The organism is Anoxybacillus sp. FSL W8-1294, assembly GCF_037965005.1.
GTDB classification, from domain to species: domain Bacteria; phylum Bacillota; class Bacilli; order Bacillales; family Anoxybacillaceae; genus Anoxybacillus; species Anoxybacillus flavithermus_G.
This window is the reverse complement of record NZ_CP150179.1, coordinates 2,557,960-2,574,545: the sequence shown is the minus strand read 5'-3', so window position 1 is coordinate 2,574,545 and position 16,586 is coordinate 2,557,960. Positions and strand designations below refer to the sequence as shown.

The following is a 16,586-nucleotide window of genomic DNA, read 5'->3' as shown; positions in this document are numbered from 1 at the left end:
AGGGTTCGATGAAAAAACATTTGCAAAAACGTGTCGGGAAAGTCATTCCGTTTATTCAAGACGGTACGTACTTTTTTAATAAAGGTGTCACATATTATCGTCGTCGCGATTTACGTAAAGCGAAAGCGTATTTGCAACGGGCGGTGCAACTGGAGCCAGAACAAAGCACATTTGCGTGCCAATTGGCGATTGTATTGTCAGAATTGGGGGAATATGCGCAATCGAACGAATGGTTATTACGCATCATTGAACAAGACGACGATTTAGCGGAATGTTTTTACTTTTTAGCGAACAACTATGCTCATTTAGGGTTGTTTGGTGAGGCGACGAAATATGCGGAGCAGTATATGGAACGCGAACCGGATGGAGAGTTTGCGGAGTATACGCTCGATTTATTAGATATTTTAACGATTGAACAAGATGACGAGTGGCTGAATTATGATGATATGTTAATGAAGCAAGAACAGGCTCGTACGTTGCTTGAAAAAGGCGAGTTTCAAGAAGCGATTGTTTTGTTTGAAGAAATGATTAAAGAGCATCCAGAACATTGGGCGGCTTACAACAATTTAGCGCTCGCTTATTTTTATCAAGGGAATGTCGGGAAAGCGAAACAAACGATCGAATACATTTTAAAGCAAAATCCAGGTAATTTGCATGCTCTTTGCAATGATGCGGTGTTTTCGTATTATTTGCAAGAACAAGAGCGACTATTTTTACTTATTCAGTCGTTGCAACGCGTACATCCGATTTCATTTGAGCATCGCTATAAGCTTGGGGTGACGTTTGCAATTGTCGGACGCTATGATTTAGCGTTTCAATGGTTGCGACAGTTACAACGCCGCGGTTTTGAAGGGGATGCACCGTTTTATTATTGGTACGCATATGCTGCATATCATATGGGATATCGCATGCTAGCGGAGTCGATGTGGAAAAAGTTCATTGCGCTTCACCCAGATAAAAAAGGAAGCGAGCCGTGGCGTTATCGTGAACAGACGATTGAGCACATTCAGTCATTATTTGCAAAACAAGATATTGCTTCTTCATTGTATGCGTTATATTTAATAGGCAAATCGTTTATAGCAAGCGATTGTCCGTTTCCAAAACAATCATGGTCTCATCCGTTTTTGCAGGAATGGAGCGACTACGTGTACGGATATGAACATGAACCATCCGCGCATGTTGTCGATGCGCATCGCATCGTGACGTTGCTTATTCAACATAACGGGTTTGAATACGAGCCTTTATATATTGCTTGGTTTTCTTTTTTTATCGAGGCAATAAAAGAAATCGATTCGTTTTCTAATCACGAAGGATGGGCAGCGGCGTTTGAATATATGTTTCGTAAACGTCGTGGTGAGCGTGTGACACAGCGAATGCTTGCAGAACGTTATGGGGTGTCAGTAGCAACGATCGGAAAGTATGTGAAAGTTATGAAACAGAAGTGGCACGGATGAGCAAGTTAATAGACCCTTTTGTTTTGTTGTATTACGATAGACATATGGAAAAGATAAAATGAAGATTTGTTTATGCGGAAAGGGTGAAGAAGACGTGTCACAAGAAAAAGTGTATGACGTAATTATTATCGGTGCTGGACCCGCAGGAATGACGGCGGCGGTATATGCATCGCGTGCGAACTTGTCAACGCTCATGTTAGAGCGTGGCGTTCCCGGTGGGCAAATGGTCAATACAGAAGAGGTGGAAAATTATCCGGGATATGATCATATTCTTGGACCGGAATTGGCGTCAAAAATGTTCGAGCATGCGAAAAAATTTGGTGCTGAATATGCGTACGGTGATGTAAAAGAAGTGATTGACGGCGAAGCGTATAAGACGGTTGTCACAAGCAATCAACAATACAAAGCTCGTGCCGTTATTATTGCGACAGGTGCAGAGTATAAAAAGCTTGGCGTTCCTGGTGAAAAAGAATTGGGGGGACGCGGCGTTTCGTATTGTGCGGTATGTGACGGAGCGTTTTTTAAAGGAAAAGAGCTTGTCGTCGTTGGCGGTGGAGATTCGGCTGTTGAAGAAGGTGTATATTTGACGCGCTTTGCAAGTAAAGTGACGATTGTCCACCGTCGCGATCAGCTGCGCGCACAAAAAATTTTACAGCAGCGCGCATTTGCGAATGAAAAAATTGATTTCATTTGGAATCATACAGTTAAGCAAATTAACGAAAAAGATGGTCGTGTCGGCAGTGTGACGCTCGTTCATACACAAACAGGGGAAGAGCGTGAGTTCCCGTGTGATGGCGTGTTTATTTACATCGGTATGGTGCCGCTAACAAAGCCGTTTGCTTCACTTGGCATTACGAACGAAAACGGCTATATTGAAACGAACGAATTAATGGAAACGAAAGTGCCTGGCATTTTTGCAGCAGGGGATGTGCGTGAAAAGTCGCTTCGTCAAATTGTTACCGCAACAGGTGACGGAAGTATTGCGGCACAAAGTGCTCAACATTACGTAGAAGAATTAAAGGAAAAGCTTAACATTCAGTAATGAAAACGTAATGTGGCTTTAATTGAACTGTAACACGCTTGAAACAATAAAAGAGTATGATAAAAGTAAGTAATTGACCCCCTTTTTATATATACTTGTTGGCACGGGCTTTCGTCCCGTGCTTTCTTTTTGTTACGGTTATGAAAACGTTTCAAAAATTATACTTTGTGACCGTTTGTAAGAAATAGTATAATGAAAAAAAACATAGTCAGTATTGAGGTGAACGGACGTTGCAACGAGTGACGAACTGTGTATTAGTGAGAGACGGACACGTTCTTTTGTTAAAGAAACCTCGGCGCGGTTGGTGGGTAGCGCCGGGAGGGAAAATGGAACAAGGAGAATCAGTACGGGAAGCCTGTGTGCGAGAATATCGTGAAGAAACAGGTATTTATTTGAAAAACCCAAAATTAAAAGGGGTATTTACGTTTGTCATGAAGCGAGGAGAAGAAGTCGTTTCTGAATGGATGATGTTTACGTTTTTTGCGGAACATTTTGATGGCCAAAACGTAGTACAATGTGAAGAAGGGGAGCTCGCTTGGCATCCGATTGAACATATTCCGACGTTGCCGATGGCGCCAGGCGATTATCATATTATTGATTATGTCATTAAAGGAACGGGAATGATGTACGGCACGTTTACGTATACAGAGGAATTTGAATTGTTATCGTACCGACTAGATCCGAGTTGAAGAAAGTCCTGCGGTAATATGTCAAGGTGAAAAATCATCGAAATTGGAAATTCGATTGTCCGATGACCCGAAAAAAGGCAATACTTAAGAAGCCCAGTCTTGTCTTATGTCATTAACTGGGTTTTAATGCAAAATCAGTTAGATCGATACCCCTATCGATCTTCCCCCTTTCTTGGCGTGTAGATTTGACCGTTGCGTAGCAGCGCATCGATCACACGCACGAGTTTTCGAGCGGTGAGGACGAGGGCTCGTTTGTGTTGGTGCTTTGGTACTTCCTCATACTTCTTCCGGTAATAGGTGCGAAACGACGCATCATGCCGTTGTACCGAGTTGGCAGCCTCCACTAGGTAGTAACGGAGATAGCGATTGCCGGAACGAATGAGGGAAGTCTCCTCGGCTTGGAACCGACCGGACTGGTGCTTAGACCAAGTCAAACCTGCATACTTTGCTAAGGCGGCTTGGTTGTCAAAGCGCTCGATTTGTCCAATTTCGGCTAAGATGCCAGCGGCGTAGACCGGACCAATGCCGGGAATCGTTTGTAACGTATTTGGGATGCCTTCCAAATGGCGAGTAATCGCTTTATCTAGCTCTTTAATTTGCGCTTGAAGGCTACGGATGGATTGAATTGATAGCCCTAAAAGCAAGTCGATGGAATCCTCGACACATTTGGAAAGCCGATACGACGAACGAGCCGCCTTTTGAATGGACTTGGCGATGCATTCCGGATCGGCAAAGCGATTGCGTCCTTTTTGGCGCAAGAAGTCAGCGAGCTGTTGCACGTCCATCTGACTGATTTCGTCTAAGCTAAACGACTCGAGAAGAAGCTCTAAGATGGCATGTCCGAACACGGAGCTGTCCACCTCTTGGGTAAAGGAACTGCACTTGTAAAACAAGTGTTGGAGGAAGTACTGCTTTTCCCGAGTCAGCTGATGGACGAGATGATAGCGCATGCGCGTGAGCCGTTGAAGGGCGATAAACTGTTCTTGCATGACAGCTGTCACTTTCAAACGGCCAAAGCGAAGCCGATCGGCGATGATCCACGCATCGATGCCGTCCGTTTTATCCAAGTCAGTGTACGCTTCTTTAAATTTGCGAATGAGCTTTGGATTGATGGTAAACACCTTGACATTCCAAGACTTCAGCTCCTCCTGTTGGTGGAAAAACATCGCTGGATGCCAGCTGTAGACCGAAGTGGCTTCCATCCCGATGAGAATTTCGGATGGTTGGCGCTTGTTGGCCCACAGGAGGATTTGATCGCGAAGGAAGGTCGCGCCAAGGAGATGATTGTCCACCTTGAATTGGGCGCACGTGTTTCCTTCTTGATCCATGATACACGTGTATAAGTCCGTTGAGCTCACGTCAATCCCGACGTAGAGTTTCATGAGATCACCTCCAATCGTAGTAGGATCGTGGGGTTGGGACTCTTCGGGATGCCCCCGGACCGCGCCTGTTGACCAGTCACCCTCGCATATGAGAACTCACGTTGGGCCATGGGCTGCCTGGAAGCTGCTCCTTCCAGCATGGGAAACCAACGGGAACAGCCTGCGGGTTAGAAGTCCGAACAGGAGCCGGGGAGACAGACTTTCTAAGTAGTCAAAGCTACAGGAGAGAGAAGAGTGTCCCCGATGATCCTAAGACCATTATCCAAGAACATCGCGAAAAGTCCAACCCCGATGTAGTGCCATCCACGGGGGAGGGGCGCGCCCCTCCCCCGTGGGCAAATCACTTACACATATGCGATTGTCAAGGAGCATATCCAACTGGAAATTCGATTTAAAAATCTTTCTAAACATACTATACGAGGAGAGAGGGCGATGAGCACAGGTTCAGCACATGTCCATATGGTGATTATTACAGGGATGTCGGGAGCAGGAAAAACGGTAGCGATCCAAAGTTTTGAGGATTTAGGCTATTTTTGTGTCGATAATTTGCCGCCGACGTTGTTACCAAAGTTTCTTGAATTAATTCGAGAGTCAGGAAATAAAATGAATAAAATTGCTCTCGTCATGGATTTGCGGAGTCGTGATTTTTTCGATCGTCTTTTTGCAGCGCTCGATGATTTGGCAGAAACATCGTGGGTCACGCCGCAAATTTTATTTTTAGATGCAAACGATACGACACTTGTTAGCCGTTATAAAGAAACGCGGCGTTCGCATCCGCTTGCTCCAAGCGGATTGCCACTTGAAGGAATTAAGTTAGAGCGCCAGTTGCTCGAGGAATTGAAAGGGCGTGCGCAAATGATTATTGATACATCCAACTTAAAACCGCGCGAACTGCGCGAAAAAATTGTTCAAACATTTGCGACACCAGCTACGACAACGTTTTCTGTCAATGTTGTTTCATTTGGCTTTAAATATGGGTTGCCGATTGATGCGGATCTCGTCTTTGATGTTCGTTTTTTACCGAATCCGCATTATATCGAGCATATGCGTCCGAAAACAGGACTAGATGAGGAAGTATCATCTTACGTTTTGAAATGGACGGAGACGCAAAAATTTATTGAAAAAGTAACGGATTTACTTTCATTTATGCTTCCACATTATAAGCGAGAAGGAAAAAGTCAAGTCGTCATTGCCATTGGATGTACAGGTGGACAGCATCGTTCTGTAACGTTAGCGGAGTATATCGCACGTTATTTTGCTGACGAATATACAACGCACGTGTCACATCGAGATATTGCCAAAAGAAAGGATACGCACCGATGAAAAAAATTGTTGTCATTGGCGGGGGCACAGGGCTTCCTGTCTTGCTTCGGGGGCTCAAACAATATGATGTCGATTTGACAGCGATCGTCACCGTTGCAGATGATGGCGGAAGCTCGGGGAGATTACGTGATGAACTGGATATGCCTCCGCCCGGAGATATTCGTAACGTACTTGCAGCTCTTTCTGATGTAGAGCCACTCATTATCGAATTGTTTCAACATCGATTTGAAAACGGGAACGGGTTATCCGGTCATTCGCTTGGCAATTTAATTTTAGCGGCGATGACGGCCATCACTGGCGATTTCGTGCATGCGGTTCGTGAAATGGGAAAAGTGTTAAATGTGCGTGGAAAAGTGTTGCCAGCCGCAAATGAAAGTGTTGTTTTGCATGCAGAAATGGAAGACGGGACAATTGTATCAGGTGAGTCAAAAATCCCGTATTCCGGAAAAAAAATTAAGCGCGTCTTTCTAACTCCAGAACATATTGAGCCGCTCGAAGAAACGATTACAGAATTACAAACGGCAGATTTAATTGTGATTGGACCCGGGAGTTTATATACGAGCATTTTACCGAATTTACTCGTTCCTAAAATTGGCGAAGAGGTATGTCAATCAAAGGCGAAAAAAGTATATATATGCAACGTCATGACTCAAGCAGGAGAAACGTTAAACTATACGGCGAGCGATCATGTAAAAGCGCTGTATGATCATATGGCTTGTGCATTTTTAGATGCTATCATTGTCAATAATGCGCCCATTTTGCCAGAAACGAAAGAGCGATATGCGAAAGAACTGGCTGCACCTGTCAGTTGTGATATGGAAGAATTAGAGAAGCTCGGTTTACAAGTCATTTGTGATGCGATTATTGATGAGCGAGATGGAACGGTGCGTCACGATACGAAAAAAATAGCGGCGTTGCTCGTTTCGCTTCTAGCACCTCCTTCGCACGACGTATATTTATAGGAGGTGGGATCGTTGTCATTTGCATCAGAAACAAAGAAAGAATTAACGGGTATTGACGTGAAACCTTGTTGTTTAAAAGCAGAGTTGTCTGCTTTAATTCGAATGAACGGTTCCATTTCATTTTCTAACCGCCGTTTGTTGCTAAACATTCAAACAGAAAATGCCGCAATCGCACGGCGCATTTATACGTTATTAAAAAAAGGGTATGATGTAGTAGTTGAGTTGCTTGTACGCAAAAAGATGCGTTTAAAGAAAAACAACGTATATATCGTACGGGTGGTAGAAGGAACGCACGAACTATTATCAGATTTAAAAATTATGGAAGAAGGATTTTCGTTTGTTCACGTCATTTCGCCAAAACTCGTGCAAAAAAAATGTTGTAAACGTTCGTATTTGCGTGGTGCATTTTTAGCGGGTGGATCTGTTAATAACCCAGAAACATCGTCTTATCATTTAGAAATTTTTTCGTTATATCGTGAACATAACGAATCGCTTTGTGAACTGATGAACACGAATTTTCATTTACATGCGCGCACGTTAGAAAGAAAAAAAGGGTTTATTACGTATTTAAAAGAAGCAGAGAAAATTGCAGAGTTTTTAAGCATTATCGGAGCACATCAAGCGCTATTGCGTTTTGAAGATGTGCGCATCGTGCGCGATATGCGTAACTCTGTCAATCGTCTTGTTAACTGTGAAACAGCGAACTTAAATAAAACGATTGGCGCAGCGCTACGGCAGGTGGAAAACATTCGTTATATTGACGAGACAATCGGGCTTGATCAGCTCCCCGAAAAGCTTCGCGAGATCGCAAAATTGCGCATTGAATACCAAGATGTGACGCTTAAAGAGCTTGGAGAAATGGTTTCTGGTGGGAAAATTAGCAAATCGGGTATTAATCATCGCCTGCGTAAATTAGATGAAATTGCTGAACGACTTCGTGCAGGTCAGCCGATCGATTTTCATAAATCTTTATGAACTATGGGAGGAATGCAAAATGGTAGAAAAGCAAGTGGAAGTACGGTTGAAAACAGGGTTGCAAGCGCGTCCAGCAGCGTTATTTGTTCAAGAAGCAAACCGTTTTTCAGCCGATATTTACATCGAAAAAGATGGAAAAAAAGTAAATGCAAAAAGCATTATGGGTTTAATGAGTTTAGCAATTCATACAGGGGCAGTTATCACCATTTATGCTGACGGTCCAGATGAGCAGGAAGCGCTAAACAAACTTGTTGAGTATGTACAAAAAGAAGCATAAAAACAAGGCGGTTGCACCGCCTTGTTTTTATTTTTCATCGACGCGTGTTAATACGCGGTCAATTAAACCGTATTCTTTCGCTTTTTCAGCTGTCATAAAGTTGTCGCGATCGGTGTCGCGCTCAATGACTTCGATTGGTTGTCCTGTATTTTCGGATAAGATGCGGTTTAATTTGTCACGCAAGAATAAAATGCGTTTGGCTGCAATTTCGATTTCTGTTGCTTGGCCTTGTACGCCACCGAGCGGTTGATGAATCATGATCTCGCTATTTGGCAATGCAAAACGTTTTCCTTTGGCGCCTGCTGCCAGCAAAAACGCCCCCATAGAAGCTGCCATACCGATACAAATGGTCGATACGTCTGGCTTAATAAATTGCATCGTATCGTAAATCGCCATGCCTGCTGTAATCGACCCACCAGGGCTGTTAATGTAGAGAGAAATATCTTTTTCAGGGTCTTCAGCAGCTAAAAATAAAAGCTGAGAAACGATTGAGTTTGCGACATGATCATCGATTGGGCTTCCTAAAATGATGATGCGATCTTTTAATAAGCGAGAGTAAATGTCATATGCGCGTTCTCCACGGCTCGTTTGTTCAATAACTGTAGGAATTAAGTTCATACTCTTCCTCCTCCGAATAATTCATTTTTTTATGTACTTTTATCATACAGGAAAGGTCAATAAAGGTCAAATGAAATACCTTTCATTCATATGTATTCGCCTTTGTTCTTCTGCATCCCTTCTTTCATCGTTTCCGCTTTTTTAAATTTTAAACGTCACCGCTATTGCATTTTTTTTGCTTATTCACTATAATGGTAAATGCGTTTATGATCATGCCCTCGTAGTGTAGTGGATAGCACGAGAGATTCCGGTTCTCTTAGCGTGGGTTCGAATCCTGCCGAGGGCGTTAATTAACCCCTGCTTGCTATGCAAGCGGGGTTTTTGTATAAAAAAATAAAGTCCGGTGTGCCGCACCGGACGAATAGATGAATTTTGCGAGGCTTGCTCGCTTGTTCTATAAGAATGATAACATGCCTTCGATGCATATGCATAGTAGAAAAAACATCCAATATGTTTTTATCGTCTCTCCCTTATAGAGATGATAAAATGAGGATGAAGGGAGATGGCATGAATGGAGATGCAATTAACGCAAAGGCAAGAGCTAAAAGTTGCGTTGACAAAAGAGCTTGTTCAAGCGATTGAACTGCTGCAATATTCAACGATCGAACTACAATCGCTTTTACACGAACAAGCGCTTGAAAATCCATTTATTGAGTTGCATGAACGAAAACGAACAGCTACAAAGCGACGCGATCAAACGAATCGGATGAATTATATTGAAAATGTAAGCGCTTTTAATCGTTCGCTTGCTTCACATTTACATGGCCAACTCGTTGGTATGCGTGTATCGGACGAGGAAAGAAAAGCACTTGATTATTTAATTGCGTCACTTGATGAATATGGTTATTTGCATACAACAATTGCCGAGGCGGCTTGCCATCTTCAGTTAGAAGAAACGACTATATCGCGAGCACTTCATATGTTACGGTCACTTGATCCTGCTGGGGTAGGAGCGGAAAATTTGTCGCATTGTTTATATTTACAACTCATCCGTCTTCCACAAAGGGATGAGCTAGCAGAGACGATTGTGACGGAGTATTTCGAATCGTTTGTCCATAAAAAATGGAAAGAAATAAAATCGAAACTAGGTGTAGAGTTAGCGGACTTACAGCGGGTGTGGGAACTTATTCGTACGCTCCATCCACGCCCAGGAAGTTTGTATAACGATGAACAAATGACGTATATTGTTCCTGATGTCATCGTGTCATATAGTAATGGGGTGTGGAATGTGACGATGAATGAAGAAATTATTCCAACTGTTGTATGGAATGAATCGTATGAACGGAAAGTACGATCGGATGATCCACACGTTCAAAAATATATCGAGGAAAAACGTCAACAGTTTCAATGGATCCAACGTTGTTTAATGCAGCGAGCAACAACGATTGAGCAAATTGCCTGTGAGTTAATTCATCGACAACGTGATTATTTTGAAAAAGGTTTGCTCCATATGAAGCCACTTACGATGCGCGAAGTGGCAACAGCATTAAACATTCATGAATCGACCGTCAGTCGCGCGGTGAAAAATAAATATATGCAAACGCCTCATGGTTTAATTGACATGCGCCGCTTTTTTACAAGCGGTGTTGATGAACACGCATCGCAAGAAAAAGTAAAAGGTTTAATTGCGGAATTAATTAAGCAAGAAAATGGGCAAAAACCTCTTTCCGACCAAAACATTGCTGATTTACTCGAGCAACGATACAATATTTGTGTAGCGCGACGGACGGTCGCGAAATATCGTGAACAGCTTTGTATTCCACCGGCTTCGAAACGAAAGCAATATGCATAAAGGGGACAAAACATGAAAATCGTGTTATATTCGAAAGAAAACTGCTGTCTTTGTGATGAAGCAAAAGACATTCTTCGCGAGTTACAAGTCGAATGGGAAGAAGTCGATATTTATAAAAACGAGCAGTGGCTCGAACGATACCAACTCATGATACCTGTCATCGAAATCGACGGGGAAATCGTTGCATATGGTCGTATTCACAAAGATGTCATAAGAAAGCGATTACAACAAATACAAAGCAGTTGAATAACGTTTCACTTCCTGTTACAATAAAGTTGTGGCAGGGGTGAATTTTTTACGTAAAGTGGGACATAATACGTCATAGCGGGACTTGAAACGTCCTGAAAAAGAAAAAGAGAGTAAAGAAGGAAGAAAAGAGCATGCGACAATGGATTGATGTTCAACGAAAATTGTTGCCTGATCTTCTCGCGATTATGCAAAAGCGATACGAAATTTTGCAGCACATCCGCTTAATGCAACCGATTGGACGCCGAACATTATCCTTAAACTTAGGCATTAGCGAGCGCGTCTTACGGTCGGAAGTGCAGTTTTTAAAAAAGCAAAATTTGCTTGATATTACAACTGCGGGCATGAGTGTTACATCAGAAGGAAACGATGTGCTCATTCAACTTGAAGATATGATGCGAGAAGTACTCGGGTTAAAAGAGCTGGAAAGAAAAATAAAAAAGAAACTTCCTGTCAAAGATGTCATTGTCGTTGCAGGTGACAGCGATCAATCGCCTTGGGTGAAAAGAGAGATGGGAAGAGCTTGTGTCTCGCGCATAAAACATTCACTCACAGGGGATGCCATTGTTGCAGTTACTGGTGGAACAACCCTTGCTGCAGTTGCTGAAATGATGACGCCAGATATGAAATATCGGGATGTGCTATTTGTTCCAGCGCGTGGTGGACTTGGAGAAGACGTGACAAATCAAGCAAACACGATTTGTGCGCACATGGCGGAAAAAGCAATGGGACATTATCGTTTGTTACATGTCCCTGACCAACTAAGTGCTGAAACGTATCAATCGATTATTGAAGAACCAGCTATTAAAGAAGTGCTTGAATTAATCAAGTCATCAACGATCGTCATTCATGGTATAGGTGACGCAAAAACGATGGCGGAACGGAGAAAAACACCGCCGGAGGACATGAAAAAAATTGAGCAAAACGAAGCGGTGGCGGAGGCGTTTGGTTATTACTTTAATCAACATGGAGAAGTTGTTCATAAAGTGAACACAGTTGGCATTCAGCTCGAAGATGTACGCCACGTTCCTTGCGTCATTGCAGTGGCAGGAGGCGCTTCGAAAGCAAAAGCGATTCAAGCGTATATGAAACAGGCACATCAGTGCATCTTAATTACAGATGAAGGTGCAGCAAAACAGTTAGTACGGGATGATTCATCCCTCTAAAATACATTCCTACAATTTCAAAGGAGGAAAAAAACATGGCAGTAAAAATTGGTATTAACGGTTTTGGTCGTATCGGCCGTAACGTATTCCGCGCAGCATTAAAAAATCCTGAAATTGAAGTCGTTGCAGTAAACGACTTAACAGATGCAAAAACGTTAGCACATCTTTTAAAATATGACTCTGTTCATGGCACATTAGATGCAGAAGTGGCTGTCAACGGCAACAACATCGTTGTAGATGGAAAAGAAATTATCGTCAAAGCAGAGCGCGACCCAGCAAACTTAGGATGGGGCGAACTTGGCGTTGATATCGTTGTTGAGTCAACAGGACGCTTCACAAAACGCGAAGACGCAGCGAAACATTTAGAAGCAGGCGCGAAGAAAGTCATCATTTCTGCACCAGCGACAAATGAAGACATTACAATCGTGATGGGCGTAAACGAAGACAAATACGATCCAGCAAACCATCATGTTATTTCAAACGCATCTTGTACAACAAACTGCTTAGCGCCATTTGCGAAAGTATTACATGAAAAATTCGGCATCATTCGCGGTATGATGACAACAGTACACTCATACACAAACGACCAACAAATTCTTGATTTACCGCATAAAGACTTGCGTCGTGCGCGTGCAGCAGCTGAATCGATCATTCCAACATCAACAGGTGCGGCAAAAGCAGTAGCACTTGTATTGCCTGAATTAAAAGGAAAATTAAATGGTATGGCGATGCGTGTACCAACACCAAACGTATCTGTTGTTGACCTTGTTGCTGAACTTGAAAAAGAAGTGACAGTGGAAGAAGTAAACGCAGCGTTAAAAGCAGCGGCAGAAGGTGAATTAAAAGGCATTCTTGCTTACAGCGAAGAGCCATTGGTTTCTCGTGACTACAACGGTTCGACTGTTTCATCAACAATCGATGCACTGTCCACAATGGTTATTGAAGGAAACATGGTGAAAGTTCTTTCTTGGTACGACAACGAAACAGGATATTCTCACCGCGTTGTTGACCTTGCTGCATACATTGCGTCAAAAGGTTTATAATTTTTTGGATTGTTTGCCCAAAACGGTTTATAATAAATAGTTGGACATACCGAGAAGGGGAGCGGGGTTCATCCCCACTCCCTTTCTATATATCACACGAATAAGGAGGCCTCTCCATGAACAAAAAAACCGTCCGTGACATTGATGTGAAAGGGAAACGTGTATTTTGCCGCGTCGATTTTAACGTGCCAATGCAAAACGGTGTCGTCACTGACGATACACGCATTCGCGCCGCGCTCCCAACGATCCAATATTTAATGGAACAAGGAGCGAAAGTCATTTTAGCGAGCCACCTTGGTCGTCCGAAAGGAAAAGTTGTTGAAGAGATGCGCTTAAATGCCGTGGCAGAACGTTTAAGTGAATTGCTTGGCAAGCGCGTCGTGAAAACAGATGAAGCGTATGGCGATGCAGTGAAAGCTGCGATTGCTGAAATGAATGAAGGCGATGTGTTATTGCTTGAAAACGTACGTTTCTATCCTGGTGAGGAGAAAAACGATCCAGAATTAGCGAAAGCATTCGCAGAACTTGCGGATGTATATGTCAACGATGCGTTTGGTGCAGCACATCGCGCGCATGCATCGACAGAAGGCATTGCTCACCATTTGCCTGCGGTAGCTGGATTCTTAATGGAAAAAGAAATTGAAGTGTTAGGAAAGGCGTTATCTAATCCAGATCGTCCGTTTACGGCAATCATTGGTGGGGCGAAAGTAAAAGATAAAATTGGCGTCATCGAAAACTTATTAGACAAAGTCGATAATTTAATTATCGGTGGCGGATTAGCTTATACATTTGTGAAAGCGCTCGGATATGAAATCGGAAAATCGTTATTAGAAGAAGATAAAATTGAATTAGCGAAATCGTTCATGGAAAAAGCGAAAGAAAAAGGCGTGAACTTCTATATGCCTGTGGATGCAGTTGTAGCTGATGATTTTTCAAACGATGCGAATAAAAAAGTCGTTAACATCGACGAAATCCCAAGCGATTGGGAAGGACTTGACATCGGTCCGAAAACACGCGAATTGTATCGCGACGTCATTTTAAAATCAAAACTTGTTATTTGGAACGGTCCAATGGGCGTATTCGAAATGGATGCGTTTGCTGAAGGAACAAAAGCTGTTGCTCAAGCGCTTGCTGATGCGAAAGATACATACACGGTCATCGGTGGCGGCGACTCGGCAGCAGCGGTTGAAAAGTTCGGACTTGCAGACAAAATGGATCACATTTCTACAGGTGGCGGTGCGTCGCTTGAATTTATGGAAGGTAAACAACTTCCAGGCGTCGTCGCATTAAACGATAAGTAAGAAAGGGGATTAAAGCGATGCGAAAGCCGATTATTGCAGGCAACTGGAAAATGCATAAAACGTTAAAAGAGGCGCTTCAGTTTGTGGAAGAAGTAAAACATGAGGTTCCTTCCAACGAGCAAGTGGATGCCGTTGTATGTGCACCAGCCCTCTTTTTAGCGCATTTAGTTGAGGCGACAAAAGGAACAAATGTAAAAATTGGTGCGCAAAACATGCATTTTGAAGATCAAGGTGCTTTTACAGGCGAAATCAGTCCTGTTGCGTTAAAAGATCTCGGTGTGGAGTATGTCATCATCGGGCATTCCGAACGCCGTGAAATGTTTGCGGAAACAGATGAAACAGTCAATAAAAAAGTGCTTGCGGCATTTAAGCACGGACTTGTGCCAATCGTTTGTTGCGGGGAGACGTTAGAAGAGCGCGAAAGCAATCGCACAAACGAAGTTGTTGGCGCACAAGTGGAAAAAGCGCTTGAAGGCTTAACAGAAGAACAAGTAAAGCAAGTTGTCATCGCCTATGAGCCAATTTGGGCGATCGGAACAGGAAAATCGTCCACAGCAGACGATGCAAACAACGTATGCGGCTACATTCGCCAAGTCATTGCGAACAAATTCTCACAAGAAGCGGCTGATGCGGTACGCATTCAATACGGTGGTAGCGTAAAGCCGGAAAATATCGGTGCATTTTTAGCGCAAGAACATATTGACGGCGCACTAGTCGGTGGCGCCAGCCTAGAACCACAATCGTTTTTACAACTCGTGGAGGCAGGAAAATGAGCAAACAACCAGTAGCACTAATTATTTTAGATGGGTTTGGACTTCGGGAGGAAACGTTCGGAAATGCGGTGGCGCAGGCGAAAAAGCCGAACTTTGACCGCTATTGGAATGAGTTTCCGCATGCGACGTTAACGGCATGCGGCGAAGCGGTTGGACTTCCAGAGGGGCAAATGGGGAACTCGGAAGTCGGTCACCTAAACATCGGTGCTGGTCGCATTGTGTATCAAAGTTTAACGCGTGTCAATATCGCCATTCGCGAAGGTGAGTTTGAGCGCAACGAAACGTTTTTAGCAGCGATGGATCATGTGAAAAAACACGGAACAAATTTGCACATTTTCGGTCTTCTTTCTGACGGTGGTGTGCATAGCCATATTAACCATTTATTCGCTTTACTCAAGCTCGCTGCAAAAGAAGGCGTAAAAAACGTGTATATTCACGGCTTTTTAGATGGACGTGACGTCGGTCCGCAAACGGCGAAAACGTACATTCAACAGCTAAATGAGCAAATCGAACAAATTGGTGTCGGTGAAATCGCGACATTATCCGGTCGTTATTACTCGATGGACCGCGATAAACGTTGGGAGCGTGTCGAAAAAGCGTATCGTGCGATGGTGTATGGAGAAGGTCCAGCATATCGCGATGCGCTTGCGTGCGTCGATGATTCATATGCGAACGGCATTTACGACGAATTCGTATTACCGTCTGTGATCGTACGTGAAGATGGAACGCCAGTCGCAACGATTCAAGATAACGATGCGGTTATTTTCTACAATTTCCGTCCAGATCGTGCGATTCAAATTTCAAACACGTTTACAAACGATGATTTCCGTTCATTCGATCGTGGACCGAAACATCCGAAAAACTTGTTTTTCGTATGCTTAACGCACTTTAGTGAAACAGTAAAAGGGTATGTGGCATTTAAGCCGACGAACCTTGACAATACGCTCGGTGAAGTATTGTCACAAAACGGGTTAAAACAATTGCGCATTGCCGAAACAGAAAAATATCCGCACGTTACATTTTTTATGAGCGGCGGTCGTGAAGAAAAGTTCCCTGGCGAAGAGCGCATTTTAATTGACTCGCCAAAAGTAGCCACATACGATTTAAAACCAGAAATGAGCGCATACGAAGTAACAGAAGCGCTATTAAAAGAAATTGAAGCGGATAAATTCGATGCGATTATTTTAAACTACGCAAATCCTGATATGGTCGGCCATTCCGGAATGCTAGAGCCGACGATTAAAGCAGTCGAAGCAGTCGATGAATGTTTAGGAAAAGTCGTCGATGCGATTCTGGCAAAAGGCGGGATTGCGATTATTACCGCTGACCACGGGAACGCGGACGAGGTGACAAATCCAGACGGCAGTCCGAATACGGCGCATACGACAAACCCGGTTCCGGTCATCGTGACGAAAAAAGGCATTACACTTCGTCAAGATGGCATTTTAGGAGACTTAGCGCCAACGATGCTTGATTTGCTCGGATTACAACAACCAAAAGAAATGACAGGAAAAACGTTAATTGTGAAATAAGAAAAGGAGTG

The 16,586-nt window shown here is 43.4% G+C and carries 16 protein-coding genes and 1 tRNA gene; 15 read left to right on the top strand and 2 right to left on the bottom strand.

What is annotated here, in order from left to right:
- Positions 1 to 8: 8 nt before the first annotated feature.
- The 3 genes from NSQ23_RS14080 to NSQ23_RS14070 all read left to right on the top strand — a co-directional run bounded on the left by NSQ23_RS14080 (position 9) and on the right by NSQ23_RS14070 (position 3,185).
- The gene (locus NSQ23_RS14080; RefSeq protein ID WP_339171584.1) at positions 9 to 1,454 is read left to right on the top strand and encodes a tetratricopeptide repeat protein; all 1,446 of its coding nucleotides are present in this window, start codon (positions 9 to 11) and stop codon (positions 1,452 to 1,454) included.
- A 94-nt stretch (positions 1,455 to 1,548) separates the two neighbouring features.
- The gene (gene trxB, locus NSQ23_RS14075; RefSeq protein ID WP_339174430.1) at positions 1,549 to 2,496 is read left to right on the top strand and encodes a thioredoxin-disulfide reductase; all 948 of its coding nucleotides are present in this window, start codon (positions 1,549 to 1,551) and stop codon (positions 2,494 to 2,496) included.
- A gap of 230 nt (positions 2,497 to 2,726) precedes the next feature.
- Positions 2,727 to 3,185 carry an 8-oxo-dGTP diphosphatase gene (locus tag NSQ23_RS14070; protein WP_339171582.1) on the top strand — a complete coding sequence of 153 codons (459 nt, stop codon included), beginning with the start codon at positions 2,727 to 2,729 and terminating at the stop codon, positions 3,183 to 3,185.
- Between the two features lie 152 nt (positions 3,186 to 3,337).
- On the opposite strand, the gene NSQ23_RS14065 is transcribed toward NSQ23_RS14070, so the two are convergent.
- Positions 3,338 to 4,567, bottom strand: a complete 1,230-nt coding sequence (locus NSQ23_RS14065; protein WP_339170721.1) for an IS110 family transposase — start codon at positions 4,565 to 4,567, stop codon at positions 3,338 to 3,340.
- 432 nt (positions 4,568 to 4,999) lie between these two features.
- Here NSQ23_RS14065 and rapZ point away from each other — a divergent pair, with 432 nt between their 5' ends.
- The 4 genes from rapZ to NSQ23_RS14045 are packed head-to-tail and all read left to right on the top strand — an operon-like array spanning position 5,000 to position 8,104.
- The gene (gene rapZ / locus NSQ23_RS14060; protein WP_035019915.1) at positions 5,000 to 5,890 is read left to right on the top strand and encodes an RNase adapter RapZ; all 891 of its coding nucleotides are present in this window, start codon (positions 5,000 to 5,002) and stop codon (positions 5,888 to 5,890) included.
- Positions 5,887 to 6,852 carry a YvcK family protein gene (locus NSQ23_RS14055; protein ID WP_339171580.1) on the top strand — a complete coding sequence of 322 codons (966 nt, stop codon included), beginning with the start codon at positions 5,887 to 5,889 and terminating at the stop codon, positions 6,850 to 6,852. Before rapZ ends, NSQ23_RS14055 begins: the two co-directional genes overlap by 4 nt.
- Positions 6,853 to 6,864: 12 nt before the next feature.
- Positions 6,865 to 7,827 (top strand): DNA-binding protein WhiA, encoded by a 963-nt coding sequence (gene whiA / locus NSQ23_RS14050; RefSeq protein WP_339171577.1) that lies wholly within the window; start codon positions 6,865 to 6,867, stop codon positions 7,825 to 7,827.
- A gap of 19 nt (positions 7,828 to 7,846) precedes the next feature.
- Positions 7,847 to 8,104: an HPr family phosphocarrier protein gene (locus NSQ23_RS14045; protein ID WP_004892510.1), complete on the top strand. Its 258-nt coding sequence runs from the start codon at positions 7,847 to 7,849 to the stop codon at positions 8,102 to 8,104.
- A gap of 27 nt (positions 8,105 to 8,131) precedes the next feature.
- Here the strand turns inward: NSQ23_RS14045 and clpP are convergent, their stop codons facing one another.
- A complete protein-coding gene (gene clpP / locus NSQ23_RS14040; RefSeq protein ID WP_004892507.1) occupies positions 8,132 to 8,722 on the bottom strand; it encodes an ATP-dependent Clp endopeptidase proteolytic subunit ClpP in 591 nt (196 codons plus the stop codon).
- 214 nt (positions 8,723 to 8,936) lie between these two features.
- Here clpP and NSQ23_RS14035 point away from each other — a divergent pair.
- The 8 genes from NSQ23_RS14035 to gpmI all read left to right on the top strand — a co-directional run bounded on the left by NSQ23_RS14035 (position 8,937) and on the right by gpmI (position 16,575).
- Positions 8,937 to 9,008: transfer RNA gene (locus NSQ23_RS14035), tRNA-Arg, on the top strand.
- A gap of 225 nt (positions 9,009 to 9,233) precedes the next feature.
- Positions 9,234 to 10,514 carry an RNA polymerase factor sigma-54 gene (gene rpoN / locus NSQ23_RS14030; RefSeq protein WP_339171569.1) on the top strand — a complete coding sequence of 427 codons (1,281 nt, stop codon included), beginning with the start codon at positions 9,234 to 9,236 and terminating at the stop codon, positions 10,512 to 10,514.
- A 12-nt stretch (positions 10,515 to 10,526) separates the two neighbouring features.
- Positions 10,527 to 10,760, top strand: coding sequence for a glutaredoxin family protein (locus tag NSQ23_RS14025; RefSeq protein ID WP_339171566.1), 234 nt, complete (start codon positions 10,527 to 10,529; stop codon positions 10,758 to 10,760).
- Positions 10,761 to 10,894: 134 nt separating this feature from the next.
- Positions 10,895 to 11,926, top strand: coding sequence for a sugar-binding domain-containing protein (locus tag NSQ23_RS14020; protein WP_339171563.1), 1,032 nt, complete (start codon positions 10,895 to 10,897; stop codon positions 11,924 to 11,926).
- A 35-nt stretch (positions 11,927 to 11,961) separates the two neighbouring features.
- Positions 11,962 to 12,969 carry a type I glyceraldehyde-3-phosphate dehydrogenase gene (gene gap / locus NSQ23_RS14015; RefSeq protein ID WP_192949570.1) on the top strand — a complete coding sequence of 336 codons (1,008 nt, stop codon included), beginning with the start codon at positions 11,962 to 11,964 and terminating at the stop codon, positions 12,967 to 12,969.
- Positions 12,970 to 13,085: 116 nt separating this feature from the next.
- Positions 13,086 to 14,270: a phosphoglycerate kinase gene (locus NSQ23_RS14010; protein WP_035049814.1), complete on the top strand. Its 1,185-nt coding sequence runs from the start codon at positions 13,086 to 13,088 to the stop codon at positions 14,268 to 14,270.
- A gap of 17 nt (positions 14,271 to 14,287) precedes the next feature.
- Positions 14,288 to 15,043, top strand: a complete 756-nt coding sequence (gene tpiA / locus NSQ23_RS14005) for a triose-phosphate isomerase (protein WP_339171557.1) — start codon at positions 14,288 to 14,290, stop codon at positions 15,041 to 15,043.
- Positions 15,040 to 16,575, top strand: coding sequence for a 2,3-bisphosphoglycerate-independent phosphoglycerate mutase (gene gpmI / locus NSQ23_RS14000; protein ID WP_339171554.1), 1,536 nt, complete (start codon positions 15,040 to 15,042; stop codon positions 16,573 to 16,575). Before tpiA ends, gpmI begins: the two co-directional genes overlap by 4 nt.
- Positions 16,576 to 16,586: the final 11 nt, after the last annotated feature.